The 19,027-nt window shown below is 71.2% G+C and carries 16 protein-coding genes and 1 pseudogene; 10 read left to right on the top strand and 7 right to left on the bottom strand.

Annotated features, from left to right (window positions below):
- Window positions 1-154: 154 nt before the first annotated feature.
- The 7 genes from AAFF41_RS46715 (at window position 155) to AAFF41_RS46685 (ending at window position 8,062) form a co-directional block, all read left to right on the top strand.
- Complete coding sequence (locus AAFF41_RS46715) at window positions 155-1,549, top strand: nicotinate phosphoribosyltransferase (RefSeq protein ID WP_319749917.1); 1,395 nt, start codon at window positions 155-157, stop codon at window positions 1,547-1,549.
- Between the two features lie 136 nt (window positions 1,550-1,685).
- Window positions 1,686-2,036, top strand: coding sequence for a DUF1918 domain-containing protein (locus AAFF41_RS46710; RefSeq protein WP_343325974.1), 351 nt, complete (start codon window positions 1,686-1,688; stop codon window positions 2,034-2,036).
- Window positions 2,020-2,901 carry a universal stress protein gene (locus AAFF41_RS46705; protein WP_319749919.1) on the top strand — a complete coding sequence of 294 codons (882 nt, stop codon included), beginning with the start codon at window positions 2,020-2,022 and terminating at the stop codon, window positions 2,899-2,901. The genes AAFF41_RS46710 and AAFF41_RS46705 overlap by 17 nt, the downstream gene beginning before the upstream one ends.
- Before the next feature lie 548 nt (window positions 2,902-3,449).
- Window positions 3,450-3,908 carry a CBS domain-containing protein gene (locus tag AAFF41_RS46700; RefSeq protein ID WP_319749920.1) on the top strand — a complete coding sequence of 153 codons (459 nt, stop codon included), beginning with the start codon at window positions 3,450-3,452 and terminating at the stop codon, window positions 3,906-3,908.
- The gene (locus tag AAFF41_RS46695; RefSeq protein ID WP_415925916.1) at window positions 3,898-6,753 is read left to right on the top strand and encodes a cation-translocating P-type ATPase; all 2,856 of its coding nucleotides are present in this window, start codon (window positions 3,898-3,900) and stop codon (window positions 6,751-6,753) included. Before AAFF41_RS46700 ends, AAFF41_RS46695 begins: the two co-directional genes overlap by 11 nt.
- Complete coding sequence (locus AAFF41_RS46690; RefSeq protein ID WP_319749922.1) at window positions 6,750-7,409, top strand: potassium channel family protein; 660 nt, start codon at window positions 6,750-6,752, stop codon at window positions 7,407-7,409. Before AAFF41_RS46695 ends, AAFF41_RS46690 begins: the two co-directional genes overlap by 4 nt.
- Window positions 7,406-8,062 (top strand): potassium channel family protein, encoded by a 657-nt coding sequence (locus tag AAFF41_RS46685; RefSeq protein WP_319749925.1) that lies wholly within the window; start codon window positions 7,406-7,408, stop codon window positions 8,060-8,062. Before AAFF41_RS46690 ends, AAFF41_RS46685 begins: the two co-directional genes overlap by 4 nt.
- A gap of 32 nt (window positions 8,063-8,094) precedes the next feature.
- Here the strand turns inward: AAFF41_RS46685 and AAFF41_RS46680 are convergent, their stop codons facing one another.
- The 7 genes and pseudogenes from AAFF41_RS46680 to AAFF41_RS46650 all read right to left on the bottom strand — a co-directional run bounded on the left by AAFF41_RS46680 (window position 8,095) and on the right by AAFF41_RS46650 (window position 14,703).
- A complete protein-coding gene (locus AAFF41_RS46680) occupies window positions 8,095-8,367 on the bottom strand; it encodes a universal stress protein (RefSeq protein ID WP_319749927.1) in 273 nt (90 codons plus the stop codon).
- A gap of 522 nt (window positions 8,368-8,889) precedes the next feature.
- Window positions 8,890-9,765, bottom strand: coding sequence for a universal stress protein (locus AAFF41_RS46675; protein ID WP_319749929.1), 876 nt, complete (start codon window positions 9,763-9,765; stop codon window positions 8,890-8,892).
- 184 nt (window positions 9,766-9,949) lie between these two features.
- Window positions 9,950-10,423 carry a hydrogenase maturation protease gene (locus tag AAFF41_RS46670; protein WP_266639550.1) on the bottom strand — a complete coding sequence of 158 codons (474 nt, stop codon included), beginning with the start codon at window positions 10,421-10,423 and terminating at the stop codon, window positions 9,950-9,952.
- Window positions 10,420-11,765 (bottom strand): annotated as a pseudogene (locus AAFF41_RS46665) (Ni/Fe hydrogenase subunit alpha). The gene AAFF41_RS46670 and the pseudogene AAFF41_RS46665 overlap by 4 nt, the downstream one beginning before the upstream one ends.
- On the bottom strand, window positions 11,762-12,640 hold the full coding sequence (locus tag AAFF41_RS46660; protein WP_319749933.1) for an NADH-quinone oxidoreductase subunit B family protein: 879 nt from the start codon (window positions 12,638-12,640) through the stop codon (window positions 11,762-11,764). Before AAFF41_RS46660 ends, AAFF41_RS46665 begins: the two are co-directional and overlap by 4 nt.
- Window position 12,641: 1 nt before the next feature.
- A complete protein-coding gene (locus AAFF41_RS46655; RefSeq protein WP_319749935.1) occupies window positions 12,642-13,460 on the bottom strand; it encodes an FAD/NAD(P)-binding protein in 819 nt (272 codons plus the stop codon).
- Between the two features lie 61 nt (window positions 13,461-13,521).
- Window positions 13,522-14,703, bottom strand: a complete 1,182-nt coding sequence (locus AAFF41_RS46650) for a 4Fe-4S dicluster domain-containing protein (RefSeq protein WP_319749937.1) — start codon at window positions 14,701-14,703, stop codon at window positions 13,522-13,524.
- A gap of 387 nt (window positions 14,704-15,090) precedes the next feature.
- On the opposite strand from AAFF41_RS46650, the gene acsA reads away from it, so the two are divergent.
- The 3 genes from acsA (at window position 15,091) to AAFF41_RS46635 (ending at window position 19,027) form a co-directional block, all read left to right on the top strand.
- Window positions 15,091-16,929: an acetate--CoA ligase gene (gene acsA / locus AAFF41_RS46645; protein WP_319749939.1), complete on the top strand. Its 1,839-nt coding sequence runs from the start codon at window positions 15,091-15,093 to the stop codon at window positions 16,927-16,929.
- An 83-nt stretch (window positions 16,930-17,012) separates the two neighbouring features.
- Window positions 17,013-17,951: a pyruvate dehydrogenase (acetyl-transferring) E1 component subunit alpha gene (pdhA, locus tag AAFF41_RS46640; RefSeq protein ID WP_388419076.1), complete on the top strand. Its 939-nt coding sequence runs from the start codon at window positions 17,013-17,015 to the stop codon at window positions 17,949-17,951.
- A complete protein-coding gene (locus tag AAFF41_RS46635; RefSeq protein WP_319749942.1) occupies window positions 17,948-19,027 on the top strand; it encodes an alpha-ketoacid dehydrogenase subunit beta in 1,080 nt (359 codons plus the stop codon). The genes pdhA and AAFF41_RS46635 overlap by 4 nt, the downstream gene beginning before the upstream one ends.

The following is a 19,027-nucleotide window of genomic DNA, read 5'->3' as shown; positions in this document are numbered from 1 at the left end:
TGATCGCCAATGCCGACACACTCAGTCCAGCGCACACGCGTCCCGACTGCTGAGGCCGAACGGCCCATACCTGAGGTCCCTCCAGTCCCTTTCGCCCGGCCCGCCCGCGGTCAGACTGGTGACCAGGGGACGACCACACTCGGCGGCGATCACCATGTCCGACGTCACGACCACCGATCTCTACGAAGTGACCATGGCCCTGTCCTACCTCCGGGAGGACATGCAGGCCCCCGCCACCTTCAGCCTCTTTGTCCGCGACCTCCCGCCCGGCCGGGGTTTCCTGGTGGCCGCGGGTCTGGAGCCCGCGCTGGACTTCCTGGCGGGCTACCGCGTGGAGCGGGAGGACATCGAGGAGTTCGCGGCCGCCCTGCACCGTCCGGTACGAGACCTCGAACCTCTCCTCGGCCTCGCTTTTGAGGGAGAGGTACGTGCCGTGCCGGAGGGCCACGCGGTCTTCGCCGGGGAGCCGCTGCTGGAGGTGACCGCCCCGCTGCCGCAGGCCCAGCTCGTCGAGACGTATCTGCTGAACCAGGTCTGCCACCAGACGGCCGTGGCGTCCAAGGCGGCGCGCTGCGTCCTGGCCGCGGGCAAAAGGTCCGTGGTGGACTTCTCGCTGCGCCGCACCCACGGCCCGTGGGCCGGACACCAGGCCGCCCGCCTCGGTGCCCTCGTGGGCTTCGCCGGCACCAGTGACGTCGCTGCCGCCACCGCCCTGGGCATCCCGGCCTCGGGCACCATGGCCCACTCCTACATCGAAGCGTTCCCCGACGAGGAAGAGGCCTTCCGCGCCTTCGCGCGCGCCCATCCCGGGCCGGTCACCTTCCTCGTCGACACCTACGACACCGAGGAAGGCGTGCGCACTGCCGCCCGGGTCCTGACCGATCTTCGGCGCGGTCCCGGTTGCGCCATCCGCCTGGACAGCGGAGACCTCGGCGCACTGGCCCGCCGAGCACGCGCCGTTCTGGACGCCGCCGGACTGACCGATGTGCGGATCGTGGCCAGCGGCGGACTGGACGAGTACGCCGTGGCCCGGCTGGTGCGCGCCAGTGCCCCGATCGACGTGTACGCCGTGGGCACGCGTGTGGGAGTGGCCGCGGACGCCCCCTATCTGGACGCCGCGTACAAGCTCGTCGAGTACGAGGGCCGCCCCGTGATGAAGCTGTCCTCGGCGAAGGTCACGGCGCCGGGCCGTAAGCAGGTCTTCCGCCGCACCGGGCGGCCCGACGTCATATCTCTCGTCGGAGAGGACCCGCCGGACTCCGCACGGCCGCTGCTGCGCACAGTCATGCGGGGCGGTCGGCGAGCGGGGCAGCCGGACCGGTGGCAGAACGCGCGTGAGCGGTTCCGCGAGGACCTCGCCACTCTGCCCGCATCGGCCCGGCGGATCTACGACCCCGAACCGGTCACGCCGGCCCGGTCCCGAGCCCTTGAGGAGCTGACCGCCAGGGTGCGCGCCGACATCGAAGCCCGACTGCGCCCGGAACATCGCGCCATGCCCTCGGACCCGGCGGCCCTCCGCACCCCCGCGCTCTCGGAGCGCACACAGTGAGCAGTCCCGGTGCGGCGGAAGGGTCGCTGAGCCCGGGTCGGGGACCAATGGCCTCTGGCAGGTCAGCAGTGCCGCGGCCTTGAATGGAATCGGCGGCGGCACTGCTCCGCGCCATCGCAGGAAGGAGGCGAGGGCGATGTCCGCTCCCGCGCCACCGAAGAAGAACGAGCTGGCCATGCCGAGTCCCGGCCCCGAGGCGACCGGTACCTCGACGCGCGCCCGCGTCGGCGACGAGATCGTCGTACGCCGCAGCACGGCCGGGGTCATCGTCCGCGACGCCGGAATCGTCGGGCTGCACCATCCGGACGGCAGGGCGCCCCGTGACGTGCGATGGGCCGAAAACGGACGGAGGACCCTGTACTTCCCCGGCCCCGACGCGTACCTCAGGCATCTGACGTCTGCACCGCATCCCGCAGTCCCGTCCGCGGACGCCTCGTCGGCCCCCGACGAGCTGCTGACCGGAGGCAGTCATGTCCCGGCTCGGTGATCGTCGGCCGATCGTGGTGGGCGTCGATCCCGATCCCGCCCACCGGATGGCGCTGGCCTGGGCGGCCGATGAGGCCGCTCGCCGTCAGCTGCCGTTGCGTCTGGTCCACGTCGAGGGCGTGCCGACCGAGGGCTATGGGAAGCGGGAGATCTCGCCGTCCCGGGAGGAGTGGAACGAGGCACTGCGCGAAGCCGGCAAGCAGGTGCTCGAAGAGGCCGTGAAGTTCGTCAGGGCGAAGCACCCGCAGCTCGAAGTGGACGCGCCGCTCGCGGTGGGCGACCCCGTGTGGGTGCTGCGCGAGCAGAGCCGCGACGCCACGGCTGTCGTGCTGGGCTCGCGGCACCTGAGCCGGGCCCAGGAGGTGTTCGGCTCCGCCTCGGTCGCCATACCTGTCATGGCCCACGCCCATTGTCCTGTGGTGGTCGTGCCCGAGCCGGAGCACGTCACCCAGGAACCCGCGTACTACGTCGTCGGGGTCGACGGCAGCGAGCACTCCGGCGCCGCGGTCGACGTGGCGTTCGAGGAGGCGGCTCTGCGCGGCGCCGAGCTGCGCACCCTGTACGTCTGGGAGCCCGGGCACCTGAGGATCTTCGACGAGTACGAGTCACAGCAGGAGGCCCGTCGGCTGCTTTCCGAGATCGTGGCCGGTCGCCGCCCCCGCTACCCCGAGGTGGACCTGCGGCACGAACTGGTCGTCGGGCATCCCGTCCAGGTGCTCACCGACGCCTCGGCCCACGCGCTGGGCCTGGTGGTGGGCACCCGGGGTCGCGGAGGATTCACCGGCATGCTGCTGGGCTCGGTCAGCCAGGGCGTGCTGCACCACGCCCGCTGCCCCGTCATCGCCGTTCCCTCCGCACCTGCGTAAGCCACGCAGCTGTCAGGGGAAGTCCACTCGGCCCCGCGCCAGGGCCCGGATGGCCCCTGCCCCGGCGCGGCGCGCGGAGCACACGCTGGAGACGGGATGCGGAGAGATGCGCTCGGCCTGTCCGCCCGCGGCGCGGGCTGCCGACTTCCCGGCCGAGGCCGGCAGATCCCCAGCGAAGGGAAGTCACCGTGTCAGCGGAACTCTTTGACGAACACACCGTCACGGCCCTCGTGGCGGACGCCACGGCGGCGCTCTCGCTGCACAACGCACAGCCATGGACGTTCCGATACCTGACTCCGCTGGGCGGCTCGCGACCCTCTGTCGGCGATGGCCCGCATGCAGATGGTGCTCCGGCTCGGTTACGACCCCGAAGGCCACCCGGCCGCGTCGGCCGTTGCACGAAGCGCTCGACATCGCCTGAAACAAGACGTGTCGAAGTCCGCACCCTGCCGGAAAGCGTGGGGGAGAGCCGCCCGTGGGACACCGTCCCGTCAACCGCTTCCCGACAAAGCGCCCCCGCTCCGGGCCCGACGGCGAGGAGGAGTCGCATGAAGGTCTCCGAGGTGATGACTGCCCCTCCGGTGTGCGTCGCACCCCATGTCTCTCTGCTGGAGGTGACCCGGCGGATGACCGAGCGCGCCATCGGCTCCGCCCTCGTCGTGGAGGACGATGCACTGCTCGGCATCGTCACCGACCGCGACCTCGCCCTACGCGGCTTGGGCGGCGGCCTGGCCCCCGAGACGCCGGTGCACGCGGTGATGTCGGCCCAGGTCGTCACAGTCGACGCCGACGACGACCTTCAGGTGGCATACCTGACGTTCCGCCGCACCGGGGTGCGTCGTCTTCCGGTCCTCAACGAGGGCGGGGTGGTGGGGGTGCTGACCGTCGACGACCTGTTCCTGGACGTCTTCCGGCGACTGGCCGACCTGCTGGGACCGGTCACCTGGAGCGTGCTGCAGGAGCCGCCTGGGCCGCCTGCGGCATGCGGTGGTACCTATGAGCCGTGAACCGGCCCGATGGGGAACGGCCGTGCTACGCGACGGCGGCCCACCGGCGGACGCTGCGCTCCCCGCGACCGAACCGCAGCGGGACCGGCCGGGTACCCCCGTTCCGTCCCTCCCTTCTCTGCCCGTCCGGGAAGTCTTCGCCGTCCTCAGCAGTTCCCCGCGTGGTCTCCCTCCGGCCGAGGCCGCCGCGCGACAGACCCGCTACGGCCTCAACGAGCTTCCCGGCGTGAGCCGTGGGCACGTATGGCGACGCCTGATCGCGCAGTTCACCGACCTCTTCGCCGTCGTGCTGCTCGTCTCCTCGGCGATCACCTTCCTCGCGTATGCGCTGGAACAGCCCCGGGATGCGGCCACACTTCAGCTGGCGCTGGCCATCCTCGGCGTGGTGCTGCTGAACGCCGGCATCGGCTTCGCCCAGGAGTACTCCGCCGAGCGGACGGCGGAGTCCCTGCAGGCGATGGTGCCGCACACCTGCCGGGTGCTCCGGGACGGTGTACCGCGGGACCTGCCCGCGCGCGATCTGGTTCCCGGTGATGTCGTGCTCCTGGAGGCCGGGGACGCGGTGTCGGCCGACTGCCGACTGGTCGAGGCGCACGAGGTCGCTGTCAACAACGCGGCGCTCACGGGCGAGAGCGACGCCGTCGCACGCGTCGACGGACCGGTGCCGGCGGGGCCGCCGCTGGACGCGCGCAACTTCGTGTTCATGGGCACAGACGTGGTCGCGGGCACGGGCAAGGCCGTCGTGTGCGCCACCGGGACGGCCACCGAGTTCGGGCGGATCTTCCGGCTCACCGCTGCGGCGCCCCGGCAGCAGACCCCGCTGCAGCGGCAGGTCGCGGCCATGGCCCGCCGGGTGGCGGGCGTCGCGTTGGCCACCGGGGCCCTCCTGTTCGCGGTGCGCGTGCCCAGCGGGCAGCCGTTCGTGGACACGTTCGTCTTCTCGCTCGGGGTGATGGTCGCCCTGGTGCCGGAGGGTCTGCCGGCCACGCTCTCCGTGTCCCTGGCGATCGGTGTCCGCCGCATGGCTCGCCGACGCGCCCTCGTCAAGCAGTTGCTCGCGGTGGAGGCGCTCGGTTCGACGAGCGTGGTGTGCACCGACAAGACGGGCACGCTCACCCAGGCCGAGATGACCGTCGTACGGCTGTGGGCGAACGGTGTGCCGCACGCCGTGACCGGAGTAGGGTACGCGCCCGTCGGCGAGGTCGCCGACGCCGCACCTGTGCGGGAGCTGCTGCGGGCGGCGGCCCTGTGCAGCAACGCCCGGCTGGTACCCCCGGCCGGCCGGGACGGGTGGCGGGTGCTCGGCGACACCACCGAGGGCGCCCTGCTGGTGGCCGCTATGAAGGCGGGCGTGGATCCGACGGCGGAGGAGGCCCGGACGCCGCGGGTGGCGGAGCATCCCTTCGATTCCACTCGCAAGCTCATGAGCACCGTGCACCGCGACCTCGGCGGCGACTACCTGGCATACGTCAAGGGCGCACCGCTGGAGCTGCTCGCCCGCTGTGATGCCGTCTGCCGGGACGGCGGCCGCACACCGTTGACGGACGGAGACCGGGCCGAGATCGCCACGGCCGCGGACGGGATGGCTGGTCAGGGCCTTCGCGTGCTGGCGGTCGCCCGGCGGCGGGTCGCCGGTCCTCACCCGCCGCTCGGAGACGTCGAGTCGGGGCTGACCTTCCTGGGGCTGGCCGGGATGTACGACCCGCCCCGGCCGGAGGTGAGGGACGCTGTGGACGCCTGCCGACGGGCCGGGATCCGCATCGTCATGGTCACCGGCGATCACCCCCTGACCGCGGAAGCCGTCGCCCGTCGCGTCGGCATCGTGCGGGAACAGGCCCCGTCCGTGGTGACGGGCACGCAGCTGGACGCTCTGGACGACGGCGCCCTGGACGCGCTGCTGGCGGGTTCCGCCGAGCTGTTGCTGTGCAGGGTCAGTCCGGAGCACAAGATGCGGGTGGTCACCGCGCTGCAGCGGCGCGGCGAGGTCGTCGCCGTCACGGGGGACGGCGCCAACGACGCCCCTGCCCTCAAGCACGCGGACATCGGTGTCGCCATGGGCGCCTCCGGCACGGACGTCGCCCGCGAGGCGGCGGTGATGGTGCTGCTCGACGACTCCTTCGCCTCCATCACCACGGCGGTGGGGCTTGGCCGTTCGGTCTACCGGAACATCCGCAAGTTCCTGATCTATCTCTTCAGCCACAACATCGCCGAACTCGTGCCGATTCTCGCGGCGACCTTCGCCGGGTTCCCGCTGGTTCCGATCACGGCCGTACAGATCCTCGCCATCGACCTCGGCTCGGACGTGCTGCCCGCGTTGGCCCTCGGCGCCGAGCCGATGGAGCACGACGTCATGGACAGCCCGCCACGGCCGCGCCGCGAACGGCTGTTCTCGACGGCGGTCATGGGCCGCATCCTCTTCCTCGGCGGCATCCAGGCCCTCGGCGTGTGCGCCGTGTTCTTCTGGCACATCCACGCCTCCGGCATCCCGTACGCGGACTTCACCAAGAGCGATCCCGTCTACCGGGAGGCGATCACCATGGTCCAGGCGGGCATCGTCGTCAGCCAGTTCTTCAACGCGCTCGCGGTGCGCACCGACCGGCAGAGCGTCTTCCGAGCCGGCCTGTTCACCAATCCCTGGCTGCTGGCCGCAGGCTGCTTCGGAATCGGGCTGATGGCCGCCATCAGCTACGCACCGCCGCTCCGGGCGATCTTCAACACCGCGCCGCTGGCCGCCGCCGACTGGGCGGTTCTGGCCGCGTGCGGAGCGCTGTTGCTGGCCGCCGAGGAAGCACGGAAATGGGTGCTGCGGCGGCGTAGTACGTCCCCGAAGGGAGAAACACGATGAGAGTGATCATCGTGGGCTGCGGCCGGGTCGGTGCCACGCTCGCCACGCAGCTCGTCGCCGAAGGCCACGACGTACGCCTCGTCGACCGGCAGCCCAAGGCACGCGGGCTGCTGCCGCCGGGATTCCCCGGCGCCTTCCACGCGGGCAACGGCTTCAGCCGGTCCGTGCTGGAAGCGGCCGGGATCGATCACACGGACGCGTTCGTCGCGGTCGCCTCCGGGGACAACAGCAACATCGTCAGCGCGCGGACCGCCAAGGAGACGTACCGGGTCCCGATCGTCCTGGCCCGCATCCACGATCCCCGCCGCGCCGACATCTACCGGGAGCTGGGCATCCCGACGATCTCCAGCGTCCGGTGGGCCGTCGGCCGCATCCACCAGATGCTGCTGCACCGCCATCTCACCCCGGAACTCTCCTTCGGCAGCGGCGAGACCCTCGTGGTCCGCTCCCAGCTGCCGGGCTATCTCACCGGACGGCCGCTGACCGAGTTCGATGTCGACGGGGAGATCCGCGTCGTGGAGGTCACCCGCGCCGGCCGGTCGCTGCTGCCCGCCCACGGTGTCCTGGCCGAACCGGGCGACCTGGTCACCTTCGCCGTCGCCGCCACCGCGCTGGGCCGGCTGCGCGGCTTTCTCGACAAGGAGCTGGGAACGTGAACGTCCTCATCGCCGGAGCGGGCCGCTTCGGCACCCAGATCGCCCAGGTGCTCTCCGCGGCACGCAACGCCGTCACCCTGGTCGAGCACGACGAGGACCGCATCGCCGAGATCAAGGGCCTGCCCTCCGTACAGCTGGTGGCCGGGGACGCCTGCGAACCCGTACTCCTGGAGCGAGCGGGCGCGCTGACCTGCGACCTCGTCATCGCCGCCACCGGCCGGGACGAGGACAACCTCGTCATCAGCCTGCTCGCGAAGCGCCAGTTCGGGGTGGCGCGTGTGGCCGCGCGTGTCAACGACGCGGAGAACGCCTGGCTCTTCGACGGGCGGTGGGGTGTGGACGTCGCGGTGCCCGCGGCCACCCCGCTGATCTCCCTGATCGAGGAGGCCACCGGTGCCACGGACACGGTGGCGCTGCTGCGTCTGAGCAAGGCGGGCGTCGAGGTCATCGAGACAGCGATCACCGAGGACTCCCGGGCGGCGGGTCACCCGCTGGGCGAGATCACGCTGCCGGCCGGCACCGTCGTCGCCACCGTCGTCCGCGACGGGCGTCCCACGGTGCCGAGCCCCGAAGTGACTCTGCTGCCGGGCGACGAACTCCTGCTCGTCTCGCACGAGGCCACCGAGCAGGAGATCCACGCGGCCTTCCAGTGATCCCTCCGGGCCGTTCCGGCTTCTGCTTCGGTTCACGACGGCTCGGCGCGCACGATCACCACCGGACAGCTCGCGTGCTGTGACACATGCCGGCTGACCGAACCGAGCAAGGCGCGGGCGAACCCACCCTCCCCCGGCTGCCCCCCACCAGTGGCCTCGGCTGCCTCGGCGGCCCGCAACAGGACGTCGGGGGCATCGGCGTGCACCACGTGCGTACGGACCGAGCCGGCCACGTCCGCGCCGACGTCCACGGCGACCGACTGGGCGGCGCGGCGGCGGTCGATGGACCGGCCGACGTCCCCCACGCCCCGTACCGTAAGTGATCACTCCCCCGAACGCGGTGCGCGAGCAAGTGGGACTCCGACTGCGCACCGGGGCGGTCGCCGCCTGACCGGTCACCGCACGCCCGCCGTCGGGGGTCCGCTCCCCGGGCAAGCCGCGGGAAGGCCGGTGACCGGGGAGACACGGTGTTCGCATGCCCGCCAGCTATGGGCCCCATGGTCCTCGTGAGTGCCGTTCGGCCCCAGGAGACGGGGCACTCCTGGAGTGGGAATGTGCCGACGACCGCTTCGTCACATGCCTCTCGTTCTCAGCCGAACAGGCTTGGCACCCGGATCGTTTCGACACGTCGCCACGTGCCGCCGGGCAGCAGGATCCACTCGCCGACCGCGCATCGGCCACTCCGGCGGACGGAGCCGGCCATCGGCCGGGAGGCCGAAAGCCGCGCCGTCCCGGGCGACGGCAACCGGGCACCGCAGCGGGCACGCTCGGCTCGCGGGGCAACTCGGGTGCGCTTGCTCATCGGCCCTCCGTCCACTGGAATGCACTCACCGCCTCTGAGGTACGACCACGACCGGGCACTGGCCGTGGTGCAGCACGGCGTGGCTCACGCCACCCAGCTGGAACCCGAAGTGGCCCGTCCTGCGGCGTGCGCCGATGATCACGAGGTCGGCGGCCGCCGACCGGTCCACCAGGATCTTGCCGGCAGGGCCCTCAAGCGTCGTTCGGCGCATTCGGACGTGGGGATACTCGGCGGTCGCAGCCTTGAGCTGAGCGTCGAGAAGGGCGGAGGCTCCCTCCTCGTATACGTCTGTCGGCCCTTCGGCCCGTACCCCCTCGCCGCGCCTGTCATGGGAGGGCCTGCGCCAAGCATGTACGACATCCAGGATGCAGCCGCGCAACTCGGCCTCGCGGAAGGCGAACCGCACGGCCTCCACGCCGGTGCCGGCTTCCCCCAGACCGAGCAGGATCCGCTCATGCCTACCCGCCAGGCCTACACGATCGCCCCGGACCACGACCACCGGGCAGTGCGCCCGGCCCGCCACGGCCAGGCCGACCGATCCGAGAAGCAGCCCCTTGAGTTCACCGCGGCCGCGCGATCCCGTCACCAGCGCGAAGGCATCATTTCCCTCGCGCACGAGAACCTCCGCTGCTTCGCCCGGAACGATGTCGGTGGTGACCTTCACATCAGGGCCGCGCCGCTGGGCGCGTTCCGCTGCGGAGGCCACGATGTGCTCAGCCAGCACCCGTTCGGAGGGGCGCCCCTGGCCCACCGACGGGAGGCCGCCCTCGTAGCGCGCCCACAGGGAGGCGTAGACGAGCCTCAGGGGCAGACCGTGGCGTTCGGCCTCGTCCAGGGCCCAGTCGACCGCGAGCAGACACGAGTCCGAGCCGTCGACGCCCACCACCAGAGGAAGTGTCATCTTGCCCACCACCTTTCACAGGGCCGCCACCTGGTGCAGCGCATGGTGGTGAACTTCACCGTGGCACTCTCCCGTTGGCATTGCGAGGGGCGCTTCGGCCCGCGTCGGAGGACTTTCGGCCCCCTATGGCTCGATGTGGCGGGGCGTCGCATCGTCGTCTGCGGCATGATCCGCCGGAGAGGCCCTAGTGGTTCCGTGCGTATGCCTGTCGGACGGAGGCAGCAACGCGGTCGGTGAGTTCGGGAAGGGCCGACCGCACCGCTTCGCTCAGGCCCGCGCCGAGTGCGACGTCGGCCACCTCCACGGCGTGCACGACGAGCCTGTGGGGCAGCTGGTCCAGGGCCTCCGCCAGGGCGAGGCACTCCCCCAGGCCGAAGGCATGTGTGCTCGCCGTACCCGGTGCGTGGCAGGCCGCTTCCACCGGTGTCAGGGTGCGCACCTCACCCGGCCGGGCCGGCTCTGCACGCAGGGCTTCCACGACGACCACGGTGTCCGCACCCCGCCACAGGTCGAGCATGCGTGCGGGTTCACCGTCGCTGACCACCAGGACGGTGTCCTGCGGAACACGGCCCCGCAACGCCTCCACCACTGCCGGGCCGATCCCGTCGTCACCGCGCAGGGGATTGCCCACACCGATCACCAGCACCCGGCCGCTCATCTGCGCTCCACCGTCAGGTCGAGGAAGTGCGCGGCGCAGGAGATGCAGGGATCGTGATTCCGGATGGCCCGTTCGCACAAGTGGGTGAGCTCCTCGTCGTCGGCGGCGGGCCCGACCCTGTCCAGGCGCGCCTGAACCGCCCTGCGCACGTCCTCCTCGATGGCCGTCTGGTTCTGGGCCGTGGGCGGAACGATGCGGGCCTCGGTGAGCGTGCCGTCCTCCGCGAGAACGTAGCGGTGGTACAGCAGGCCCCGGGGCGCCTCGGTGGCCCCGGCGCCGGCCGCCTTGCGTGGCGGCACCTGGACGGCCGGTCGGAGAGGTTGTTCGTACCCGTCGATGATCCGCAGGGCTTCCTCGACGGCATGCACCACCTCCACGGCGCGTACGGCGATGCTTCGGAAGGGGTTGTCGCAGATCGCGCCGGCGGCGGGGTCGCCCAGCCCGGCGGCCCGCGCCGCCTCGGCCGCCACGGGATGCAGCCACCGGCCGTTGATCGCGTAGCGCGCCAGCGGACCGGTCAGGAAGCGGCGTCCGTCGAGAGTGGCGGTCAGGGCAGTGGAGTACGGCACCTGCCCTTCCTGAACGCGCTGTTCGAAGTCGGACAGGGTGAACTCGCGCAACGCCGGACTTCCGCCGTGGGCGGCCATGACCGCCGGCGTTCCGGAGTCGATGGCGTAGCGGCCGGGGTCACGCAGTGCGAGCAGGTCGTGGTCGCACACGGTGTCGGGAAAGTCGAACGCGGCCACCCAGCGGACGGTCTCCAGCGCGTCCTCTCGGGCCTGTCGGAGTCGTTCCGCCAGCGGGCGGAGTTCCTGCGGCGTCGGCGTCCGGTAGAAGCCGCCGACTCGGACGTTGACCGGGTGGATGGGACGGCCGCCGAGCTGTTCGAGGATCGCGTTACCGGCCTGCTTGAGCCTCAGGCCACGCTCCACGGCGGCACGTTGGTCCCGGGCCAGCCCCACCACGTCCGCATGGCCGAGAAAGTCCGGAGCGTGCAGCAGATAGACGTGCAGGGTGTGACTCTCGATCCACTCGCCGCAGTACAGCAGGCGCCGCAGTTCCGCGAGCGGGCCGTCCACCGTGACCCCGCAGGCGTTCTCGATCGCCTGGCAGGCGCTCATCTGATACGCGACCGGGCAGATGCCGCAGATGCGAGCTGTGATGTCGGGGGGTTCGGTATGGGCCCGGCCGGTCAGGAAGGCCTCGAAGAACCGTGGCGGTTCGTAGATGCGCAGCCGCGTCTCGACGACAGTCCCCCGTCGACACGTAGGTGCAGGGCGGCCTCGCCTTCCACTCTGGCCAGCGCGTCCAGTCGCAGGACACGGGTTCCACCATGGTTCATGCGGGCCTTTCCGGGCGAGCTTCCGTCGTGTCCCGAGGGCTGTCCTGCTCCTCGGCCACGAGGTCGGGTACGGGGGCATATTCCGGCGACGCGGCGTTGAAGGTACGGAAGACACGCTGAATGTCCCGCTCGCTCATCCCGTCGTGGCGCAACTGCGCGACCATGGAGCGCAGGTTGGGCCGGCCCGTGGGTCCGAAGCATCCGTAGCACCCGCGTCCGTAGGCGGGGCAGATGGCGCCGCAACCGGCGTGGGTGACCGGGCCCAGACAGGGGGTGCCGTGGGCCACGGTGATGCAGGTGGTGCCGCGCCTCTTGCACTCGAAGCAGACGCTGTGGCTGGGGATCCGGGGTTTGCGTCCGGCCAGGTGGGCGGTGATGACTTCGAGCAGCTGGCGGCGGTCGATGGGGCAGCCGCGCAGTTCGAAATCGACCGGGACGTGCGCCGAGATCGGTGTCGAGGTCTCCAGCGTGGAGATGTACTCGGGCCGGGCGTAGACCGCGGCAAGGAACTCGTCGACGTCGGCGAAGTTGCGCAGTGCCTGGATGCCGCCCGCGGTGGCGCAGGCTCCAATGGTCACCAGATACTTGGACACGCTGCGGATGTGCTGGATCCGCTCGGCGTCCTCGGCGGTGGTGATCGACCCTTCGACCAGGGAGAGGTCGTACGGGCCCCGGCCGTCCGGTCGCGCGCGCTCCCCGCCGGCGCCTTCGACCGGGGTCATCTCCAGGAAGTGGTCGATCCGTACTCGTTCGGTCAGACCGAGGAGTTCGTCCTCGCAGTCGAGCAGGGTCAGCTGGCAGCCGTCGCAGGAGGCGAACTTCCACACGGCGAGCGTGGGCCGTGGGTCGGTGACGAGTCCGGGGTCGGTGGCCATGTCACAACTCCCTCACGAGGAGCAGTTGTGCCACGCGGTCATAGCCGACGACCGGTCCGTCGCGGCACAGGAGGAGCGGGCCGAGTTGGCAGTGACCGCAATGGCCGGTGGCGCAGTGCATGTTGCGTTCCAAGGACACCTGAACGCGCTGCGAGGCCAGGCCCCGGGCCAAGAGGGCGCGCGCGGTGTGCCGCATCATCACCTCGGGCCCGCACACGAACGCGCAGGTCCGTTCGGGCCGCAGGTCGAGGCGGTCCAGGAGCGTGGTGACCACACCCACCGCACCGTGCCACCCGGGGCCGGGACGGTCGACGGTCACCTCCACCCGGGCCGGATCGCGCCAGCTCTCGATCTCGTCGCGGTAGACCAGATCGGCAGGGGTACGGGCGCCCACCAGGACCGCGAGCCGACCGTACGCGGCAGGCCGGTCCAGGACTGCCTGCACAACCGGCCGGAGCGGAGCCAGCCCGATGCCGCCGGCGATCACCAGCACATCGTGGCCGACCGCCGCATCAAGGTCCCAGCCGGTACCGTAGGGCCCGCTGAGCCCGACGGTGTCGCCCGGGCGCATCCGGTACAGCGCGGTCGAGACCGCACCCACCGCGCGCACGGTGTGTACGAGACCTCCGTGGCGGCCGCGCAGGGCGCTGGCCGAGATGGGCACCTCGCCAACTCCGAACGCGTAGATCATCGCGAACTGCCCCGGTGCGAAGGACGGGAGTTCCCGTCCGACCGGCGCGAGTTCGATCGACCGGGTGTCGGCGGTCTCGGCCCTGGTGCCGGCGACGCGGTACGGCAGCGGGGGCACCACGGTACTCATGGTGACCCGCCTCCCGGCAGCCGTTCGACCGCAGCGGAGTCCGGGAAGGCGGGAAGCCCGGTCACGACGCCGCCCCATCATCCGATGCCCCGGACCGTGTCCAGTCGTGCAGGGCGGCGGCTTCCTCGGTGATGTCGATGCCGACCGGGCACCACACGATGCAGCGGCCGCAGCCCACGCAGCCGGACGATCCGAACTGGTCGTGCCAGGTACCGAGCTTGTGGGTCATCCACTGCCGGTAGCGGCTGCGCGAGGAGGCACGGACCGGGCCGCCGTGCAGGTGGGAGAAGTCCAGATCGAAGCACGAGTCCCACAGCCGCCACCGCTCCGCGTGGTCGCCGGTGAGGTCGGTGACGTCCTCGGTGGTGGTGCAGAAGCAGGTGGGGCACACCATGGTGCAGTTTCCGCAGGTCAGGCACCGCCCGGCGACGTCGTCCCAGCGGGGCGCGTCGAGTGTTCCGGCCATCAGTTCCCGCAGATCGGCCTCGGGCATGGTCCGTCCCATGCGGTCCGCGGCGGCCGTGACACCTGCGCGAGCCGTCTCCCGGGTTTCGGGGTCGGCCGGACGACCGGGCAGTTCGGCCAGGATCTCCGCACCTTCCTGGCTGCCGCCGCGGATCCAGAAGCGGTGCCCGTCCTCATCGACCACTTCGGTCATCACCAAGTCGTAGCCGGGGCCGGCGGCGGGTCCGGTGCCCATCGAGACGCAGAAGCAGGTGGCGCCGGGCTCCGTGCACTCGACCGCGATCAGCAGTGCCCCGGAGCGCCGCCCCGCGTAGACGGGGTCGCGGTACGCCCCACCGGTCAGTACCCGGTCCTGGATGGCGATGGCCCGCAGGTCGCAGGGACGCACGCCGAGGAAGGCGTACCGGGAAGGCGCGGCCTGGTCGGCCGTGAGGACCAACTCGCCCTCCACCCGGTCGGCGCTCCACTCCCGCACCCGCGCAGGATGCAGGAACGACTTCCAGGACTGGGGGCCCGCCGCGTTCGCGAAGGCCGCGCCGTCTGACCGCTCGCGCAACCGGTACCGCCCGGCCTCCAGCTCCACGCCCCATCCGTACGGCAACTCGTCGGCCGACCGCAGCTCCGCCAGTACGATCGCACTGTCCCGCACCGTGGGGCCGATCACCGTGAACCCGCGTCCGATCAGCACGTCCACGAGCGCGGCCATTCCGTCCTTGCCCATGACGAGCCCGTCGGTCGCGGCGGGCGGGAAGGCGTTCGCATCGACATCGGTGCTCATGACCGATCTCCTTCAGCGCCGTGGACGGCAGAGCTGGCGTCTTGCCGTCCTCTCAAGCCCACGATCGCAGCATTTACGGTGCGGCGATGCGCCGATAGAGCCATATGGGCACCTTTTCAGTCCGTTTGTCCCGTTGTTCCCATCGGAGCAGCCGACAGCCCCTGCGGACTGTGGTCCGGCGGGCGCCCCAGCTGCTCCGCAATGATCAGCACGCCCGGTGCGCCGAGACGCCGCAGGGTGCATCGGAGTTCAACCTGATCGTCGTCTCAGGCAGGCGGCGGAAGTGGACCTGAGCCGTCCGGGCACGTACGGGGGCCGTTCGACCCAGTGCGGGCGGAGCGGCCCGGACGGATGGTTGAAGAAGGCCCCGAAGGAAGGAGGGCTGGCATGCGGTGGGAGACGATCCGGAAGGACACTCCGCCTCGGATTGCCCCCAATCTGGGTGACTACGACGAGGAGTGTGCCGGCTTTTCGTGGTCAGAGGCACGGGCCAGGCTGGAGGGGCTGCCCGGCGGGCGGGGACTGAACATCGCGCACGAGGCCGTTGACCGGCACGCGGCATCGACCCGGGCGACGGCAGTCGCGCTGCGCTGCGTCGGGCGCGACGACTCCGTGACCTGCGTGACCTACGCGGATCTGGCCCGTTCGACGGCACGATTCGCCAACGTGCTCCGTACCCTCGGGCTCGGTCACGGCGACCGGGTGGTGACGCTGCTGGGGCGGTGCCCCGAGCTGTACACCGTGGTTCTCGGCACGCTGAAGAACACCAGCGTTCTGTGCCCGCTGTTCTCCGCCTTCGGACCGGACCCGGTCGCCCAGCGAGTGACGCTGAGCGACGCGCAGGTACTGGTCACCACGGCGGAGCTGTACCGCAGGAAGGTCGCCGGGCGACGCGGCGCGCTTGCCTCCCTGCGCCATGTGCTGATCGTCGGCGAGGGCGCCGATGAACTGCCCGGCACTGTTCCCCTCGCCGCTCTGATGGCCGACGCGGCCGACACCTTCACCATCCCGCCCACGTCGCCCCACGACATGGCCCTGCTGCACTTCACGAGCGGCACCACAGGCACCCCCAAGGGCGCAGTGCACGTGCACGAGGCCGCCGTAGCCCACTACATGTCCGCGCTCTACGCCCTCGACCTCCACCAGAACGACGTGTTCTGGTGCACCGCCGACCCGGGTTGGGTCACCGGCATGTCCTACGGGATCGTCGCACCGCTCATGCACGGCGTGACGGTCGTGGTGGACGAGGGCGACTACGACGCCCGTCGCTGGTACCGGATCCTCGCCGAGCAACGGGTGAGTGTCTGGTACACGGCGCCAACGGCCCTGCGCATGCTGATGCGGACGACGCCGAGGACCGGACCGTACGACCTGCCTCGCTCGTTCGACCTGCGCGCGCTGCGGTTCGTCGCGTCGGTCGGCGAGCCGCTCAACCCGGAGGCCGTGGTGTGGGGACGGGACGTGCTGGGGCTGCCGGTGCACGACAATTGGTGGCAGACCGAGACAGGCGCGATCATGATCGCCAACTTTGCCGGCTGCGACATCCGCCCCGGCTCCATGGGCCGTCCGCTGCCCGGTGTGGAAGCGGCGGTGCTGCGGCGTGGCGAGGACGGTCGGGCCCAGATCATCGGCGGCCGGGTCACGGTGCTGGAGGAGCCCGGCGTGGAAGGCGAACTGGCGCTCCGGCCCGGCTGGCCGTCCATGTTCCGCGGCTACCTGCACGACGAGCCACGCACCGCGGCGGCCTTCGCGGACGGCTGGTACCTCACCGGCGATCTGGTGCGACGCGACGCTGCCGGCTGGTACTGGTTCGTGGGGCGCGCCGACGACGTCATCAAGTCGGCGGGACACCTCATCGGGCCATTCGAGGTCGAGAGTGTCCTGATGGAGCACCCTGCGGTCGCCGAGGCCGGGGTCATCGGCCGACCCGATCCGGTCGCCGGGAACATCGTCAAGGCGTTCGTCGCGCTGCGGCCGGGCTTCGACGCGACCACCACAACCCGGCAGGAACTGCTGGCCTTCGCCAGACGCCGACTGGGCCCGGCCGTGGCGCCGCGCGAGATCGCCTTCGACCAGCACCTGCCGCACACCCGCAGTGGCAAGGTCATGCGCCGCCTGCTGCGGGCACGCGAACTCGGCCTGCCCGAAGGCGACACCTCCACTCTGGAGAAGGCCGACTCCTCCCCGGACGCCTCCTCCCTGGCGAGGACGGAGCAATCCGCATGAGCACTGCCCGCACCACCCACGCACCGCGACCCGCCACCCGGCCGAACCGTCAAGCCGCGCACCGCCTTGCCCTGTTCGAGTCGATGCTGCGCGTCCGCCGGTTCGAGGAACGCTGCGTGGAGTTGTACAGCGCCGCCCGTATCCGGGGTTTCATGCACCTCTACATCGGTGAGGAAGCCGTGGCCGTCGGCGTCAACGAGGCTCTCACGGACGCCGACGCGGTCGTGTCGACGTACCGCGAGCACGGGCACGCACTCGCGCGCGGGGTTCCGGCCGAGGCGATCATGGCCGAGATGTTCGGCAAGGTCACCGGCTGCAGCCGTGGCCGGGGCGGATCCATGCACCTGTTCGACGCCGGCCGCCGCTTCTACGGCGGCAACGCGATCGTCGGCGGCGGGATCCCTCTCGCGGCCGGCCTCGCCCTCGCCGACCGCATGACCGGCCGCAACCGAGTCACCTGCTGCTTCTTCGGCGACGGCGCCTTCGCCGAGGGCGAGTTCCACGAGACCGCCAACCTCGCCGCGCTCTGGGAACTGCCCTTGCTGCTGGTCTGCGAGAACAACCTTTACGCAATGGGCACGGCCCTGGCCCGCCACCAGGCCCAGACCGACCTCGCGCTGCGGGCCGCCGGGTACGGCATGGTCTCCTGGGCCGTCGACGGCATGGACGTCTTCGCCGTCGAGGACGCAGCCCGGCGGGCGGCCGAAGGCATACGTGCCGGAACCGGACCGCACTTCCTGGAGATGCACACGTACCGCTTCCGCGCCCACTCCATGTACGACCCCGACCGTTACCGCGACAAGGCCGAGATCGAGCACTGGAAGGAGCGCGACCCGGTCGAAGGGCTCGCCCGGCGCCTGCGAGATGCGAAGGAACTGTCCGACAAGGCCCGCACCGCTCTGGAGGACCGTCTGTCCGCCGAGATCGACGGTGCCGTCGAGGCCGCCGAGCAGGCTCCCGATGAGCCCGTCGAGGATCTGCTGAAGTACGTCACCAGTCCGGTGGGGGTGAGCCGGCCATGACCGCGACCCACACCCGTACCACCGACCCCGCCGCCTCCTCCGACCGGAAGACGACCTATCGGGAGGCGATGCGCGAGGCCCTGCGCGAGGCGCTGCGCACCGACGAGCGTGTGTTCCTGATGGGCGAGGACGTCGGCCGGTACGGCGGCTGCTTCGGTGTCAGCCTCGGCCTGCTGGAGGAGTTCGGACCCGAACGGATCCGCGATGCCCCGCTGTCCGAGTCCGCCTTCGTCGGCGCCGGCATCGGCGCGGCCCTGGCCGGCATGCGGCCGATCGTCGAGATCATGACGGTCAACTTCAGTCTGTTGGCCCTGGACCAGATCCTCAACAACGCGGCGACCCTGCTGCACATGTCGGGCGGTCAGCTGCCGGTACCGATCGTGATCCGGATGACCACGGGTGCGGGTCGGCAGCTGGCGGCCCAGCACTCGCACAGCCTGGAAGGCTGGTACGCGCACATCCCCGGCCTGCGGGTCCTGGCCCCGGCGACCCTCACCGACGCCCGGTACATGCTGGCCCCTGCGCTCGCCGATCCCGACCCCGTGCTGATCTTCGAGCACGGCAGCCTGTACAACGTCTCGGGCGACCTGCCGGCCGACACGGGCCCGGTCGACATCGATCACGCGGCCGTCCGCCGCCCCGGCACGGACGTCTCGCTGATCACCTACGGCGGCTCGCTGCCCAAGGCACTCGCCGCCGCCGACGACCTGGCGAACGACGGCATCAGCGCGGAGGTCGTCGACCTGCGTACCCTGCGCCCCCTGGACGACACCACCATCGGCGACTCCGTCGCGCGCACCCACCGTGCCGTCGTCATCGACGAGGGATGGCGCACCGGCAGCCTTGCGGCGGAGATCTCGGCACGCGTCACCGAGCAGCACTTCTACGACCTCGATGCCCCCGTGGGACGGGTGTGCAGCGCCGAAGTGCCCATGCCGTACGCGCGCAGGCTGGAGGAGGCCGCGCTGCCCCAGGTCGACGGAATCGTCGCCGCCGCACGTCGCGCCGTCGGCGGCCCCGTGCCGACCGGTGCCGACGCGGCGGAACGACAGGCGGTCACCGGGAGGGCGGGCTGA

It is taken from the genome of Streptomyces mirabilis, assembly GCF_039503195.1.
In the GTDB taxonomy this organism is placed as follows: Bacteria; Actinomycetota; Actinomycetes; order Streptomycetales; family Streptomycetaceae; genus Streptomyces; species Streptomyces mirabilis_D.
The sequence above is the reverse complement of the archived record's forward strand: the minus strand, read 5'-3'. Positions and strand labels throughout refer to the sequence as shown.

Excerpts from the sequence above, each read along its gene's own strand:
- AAFF41_RS46715 (WP_319749917.1), top strand. The coding sequence starts at position 155 with ATGTCCGACGTCACGACCACCGATCTCTACGAAGTGACCATGGCCCTG.
- AAFF41_RS46710 (WP_343325974.1), top strand. The coding sequence starts at position 1,686 with ATGTCCGCTCCCGCGCCACCGAAGAAGAACGAGCTGGCCATGCCGAGT.
- AAFF41_RS46705 (WP_319749919.1), top strand. The coding sequence starts at position 2,020 with ATGTCCCGGCTCGGTGATCGTCGGCCGATCGTGGTGGGCGTCGATCCC.
- AAFF41_RS46700 (WP_319749920.1), top strand. The coding sequence starts at position 3,450 with ATGAAGGTCTCCGAGGTGATGACTGCCCCTCCGGTGTGCGTCGCACCC.
- AAFF41_RS46695 (WP_415925916.1), top strand. The coding sequence starts at position 3,898 with ATGAGCCGTGAACCGGCCCGATGGGGAACGGCCGTGCTACGCGACGGC.
- AAFF41_RS46690 (WP_319749922.1), top strand. The coding sequence starts at position 6,750 with ATGAGAGTGATCATCGTGGGCTGCGGCCGGGTCGGTGCCACGCTCGCC.
- AAFF41_RS46675 (WP_319749929.1), bottom strand. The coding sequence starts at position 9,765 with ATGACACTTCCTCTGGTGGTGGGCGTCGACGGCTCGGACTCGTGTCTG.
- AAFF41_RS46670 (WP_266639550.1), bottom strand. The coding sequence starts at position 10,423 with ATGAGCGGCCGGGTGCTGGTGATCGGTGTGGGCAATCCCCTGCGCGGT.
- AAFF41_RS46660 (WP_319749933.1), bottom strand. The coding sequence starts at position 12,640 with ATGGCCACCGACCCCGGACTCGTCACCGACCCACGGCCCACGCTCGCC.
- AAFF41_RS46655 (WP_319749935.1), bottom strand. The coding sequence starts at position 13,460 with ATGAGTACCGTGGTGCCCCCGCTGCCGTACCGCGTCGCCGGCACCAGG.
- AAFF41_RS46650 (WP_319749937.1), bottom strand. The coding sequence starts at position 14,703 with ATGAGCACCGATGTCGATGCGAACGCCTTCCCGCCCGCCGCGACCGAC.
- acsA (WP_319749939.1), top strand. The coding sequence starts at position 15,091 with ATGCGGTGGGAGACGATCCGGAAGGACACTCCGCCTCGGATTGCCCCC.
- pdhA (WP_388419076.1), top strand. The coding sequence starts at position 17,013 with ATGCTGCGCGTCCGCCGGTTCGAGGAACGCTGCGTGGAGTTGTACAGC.
- AAFF41_RS46635 (WP_319749942.1), top strand. The coding sequence starts at position 17,948 with ATGACCGCGACCCACACCCGTACCACCGACCCCGCCGCCTCCTCCGAC.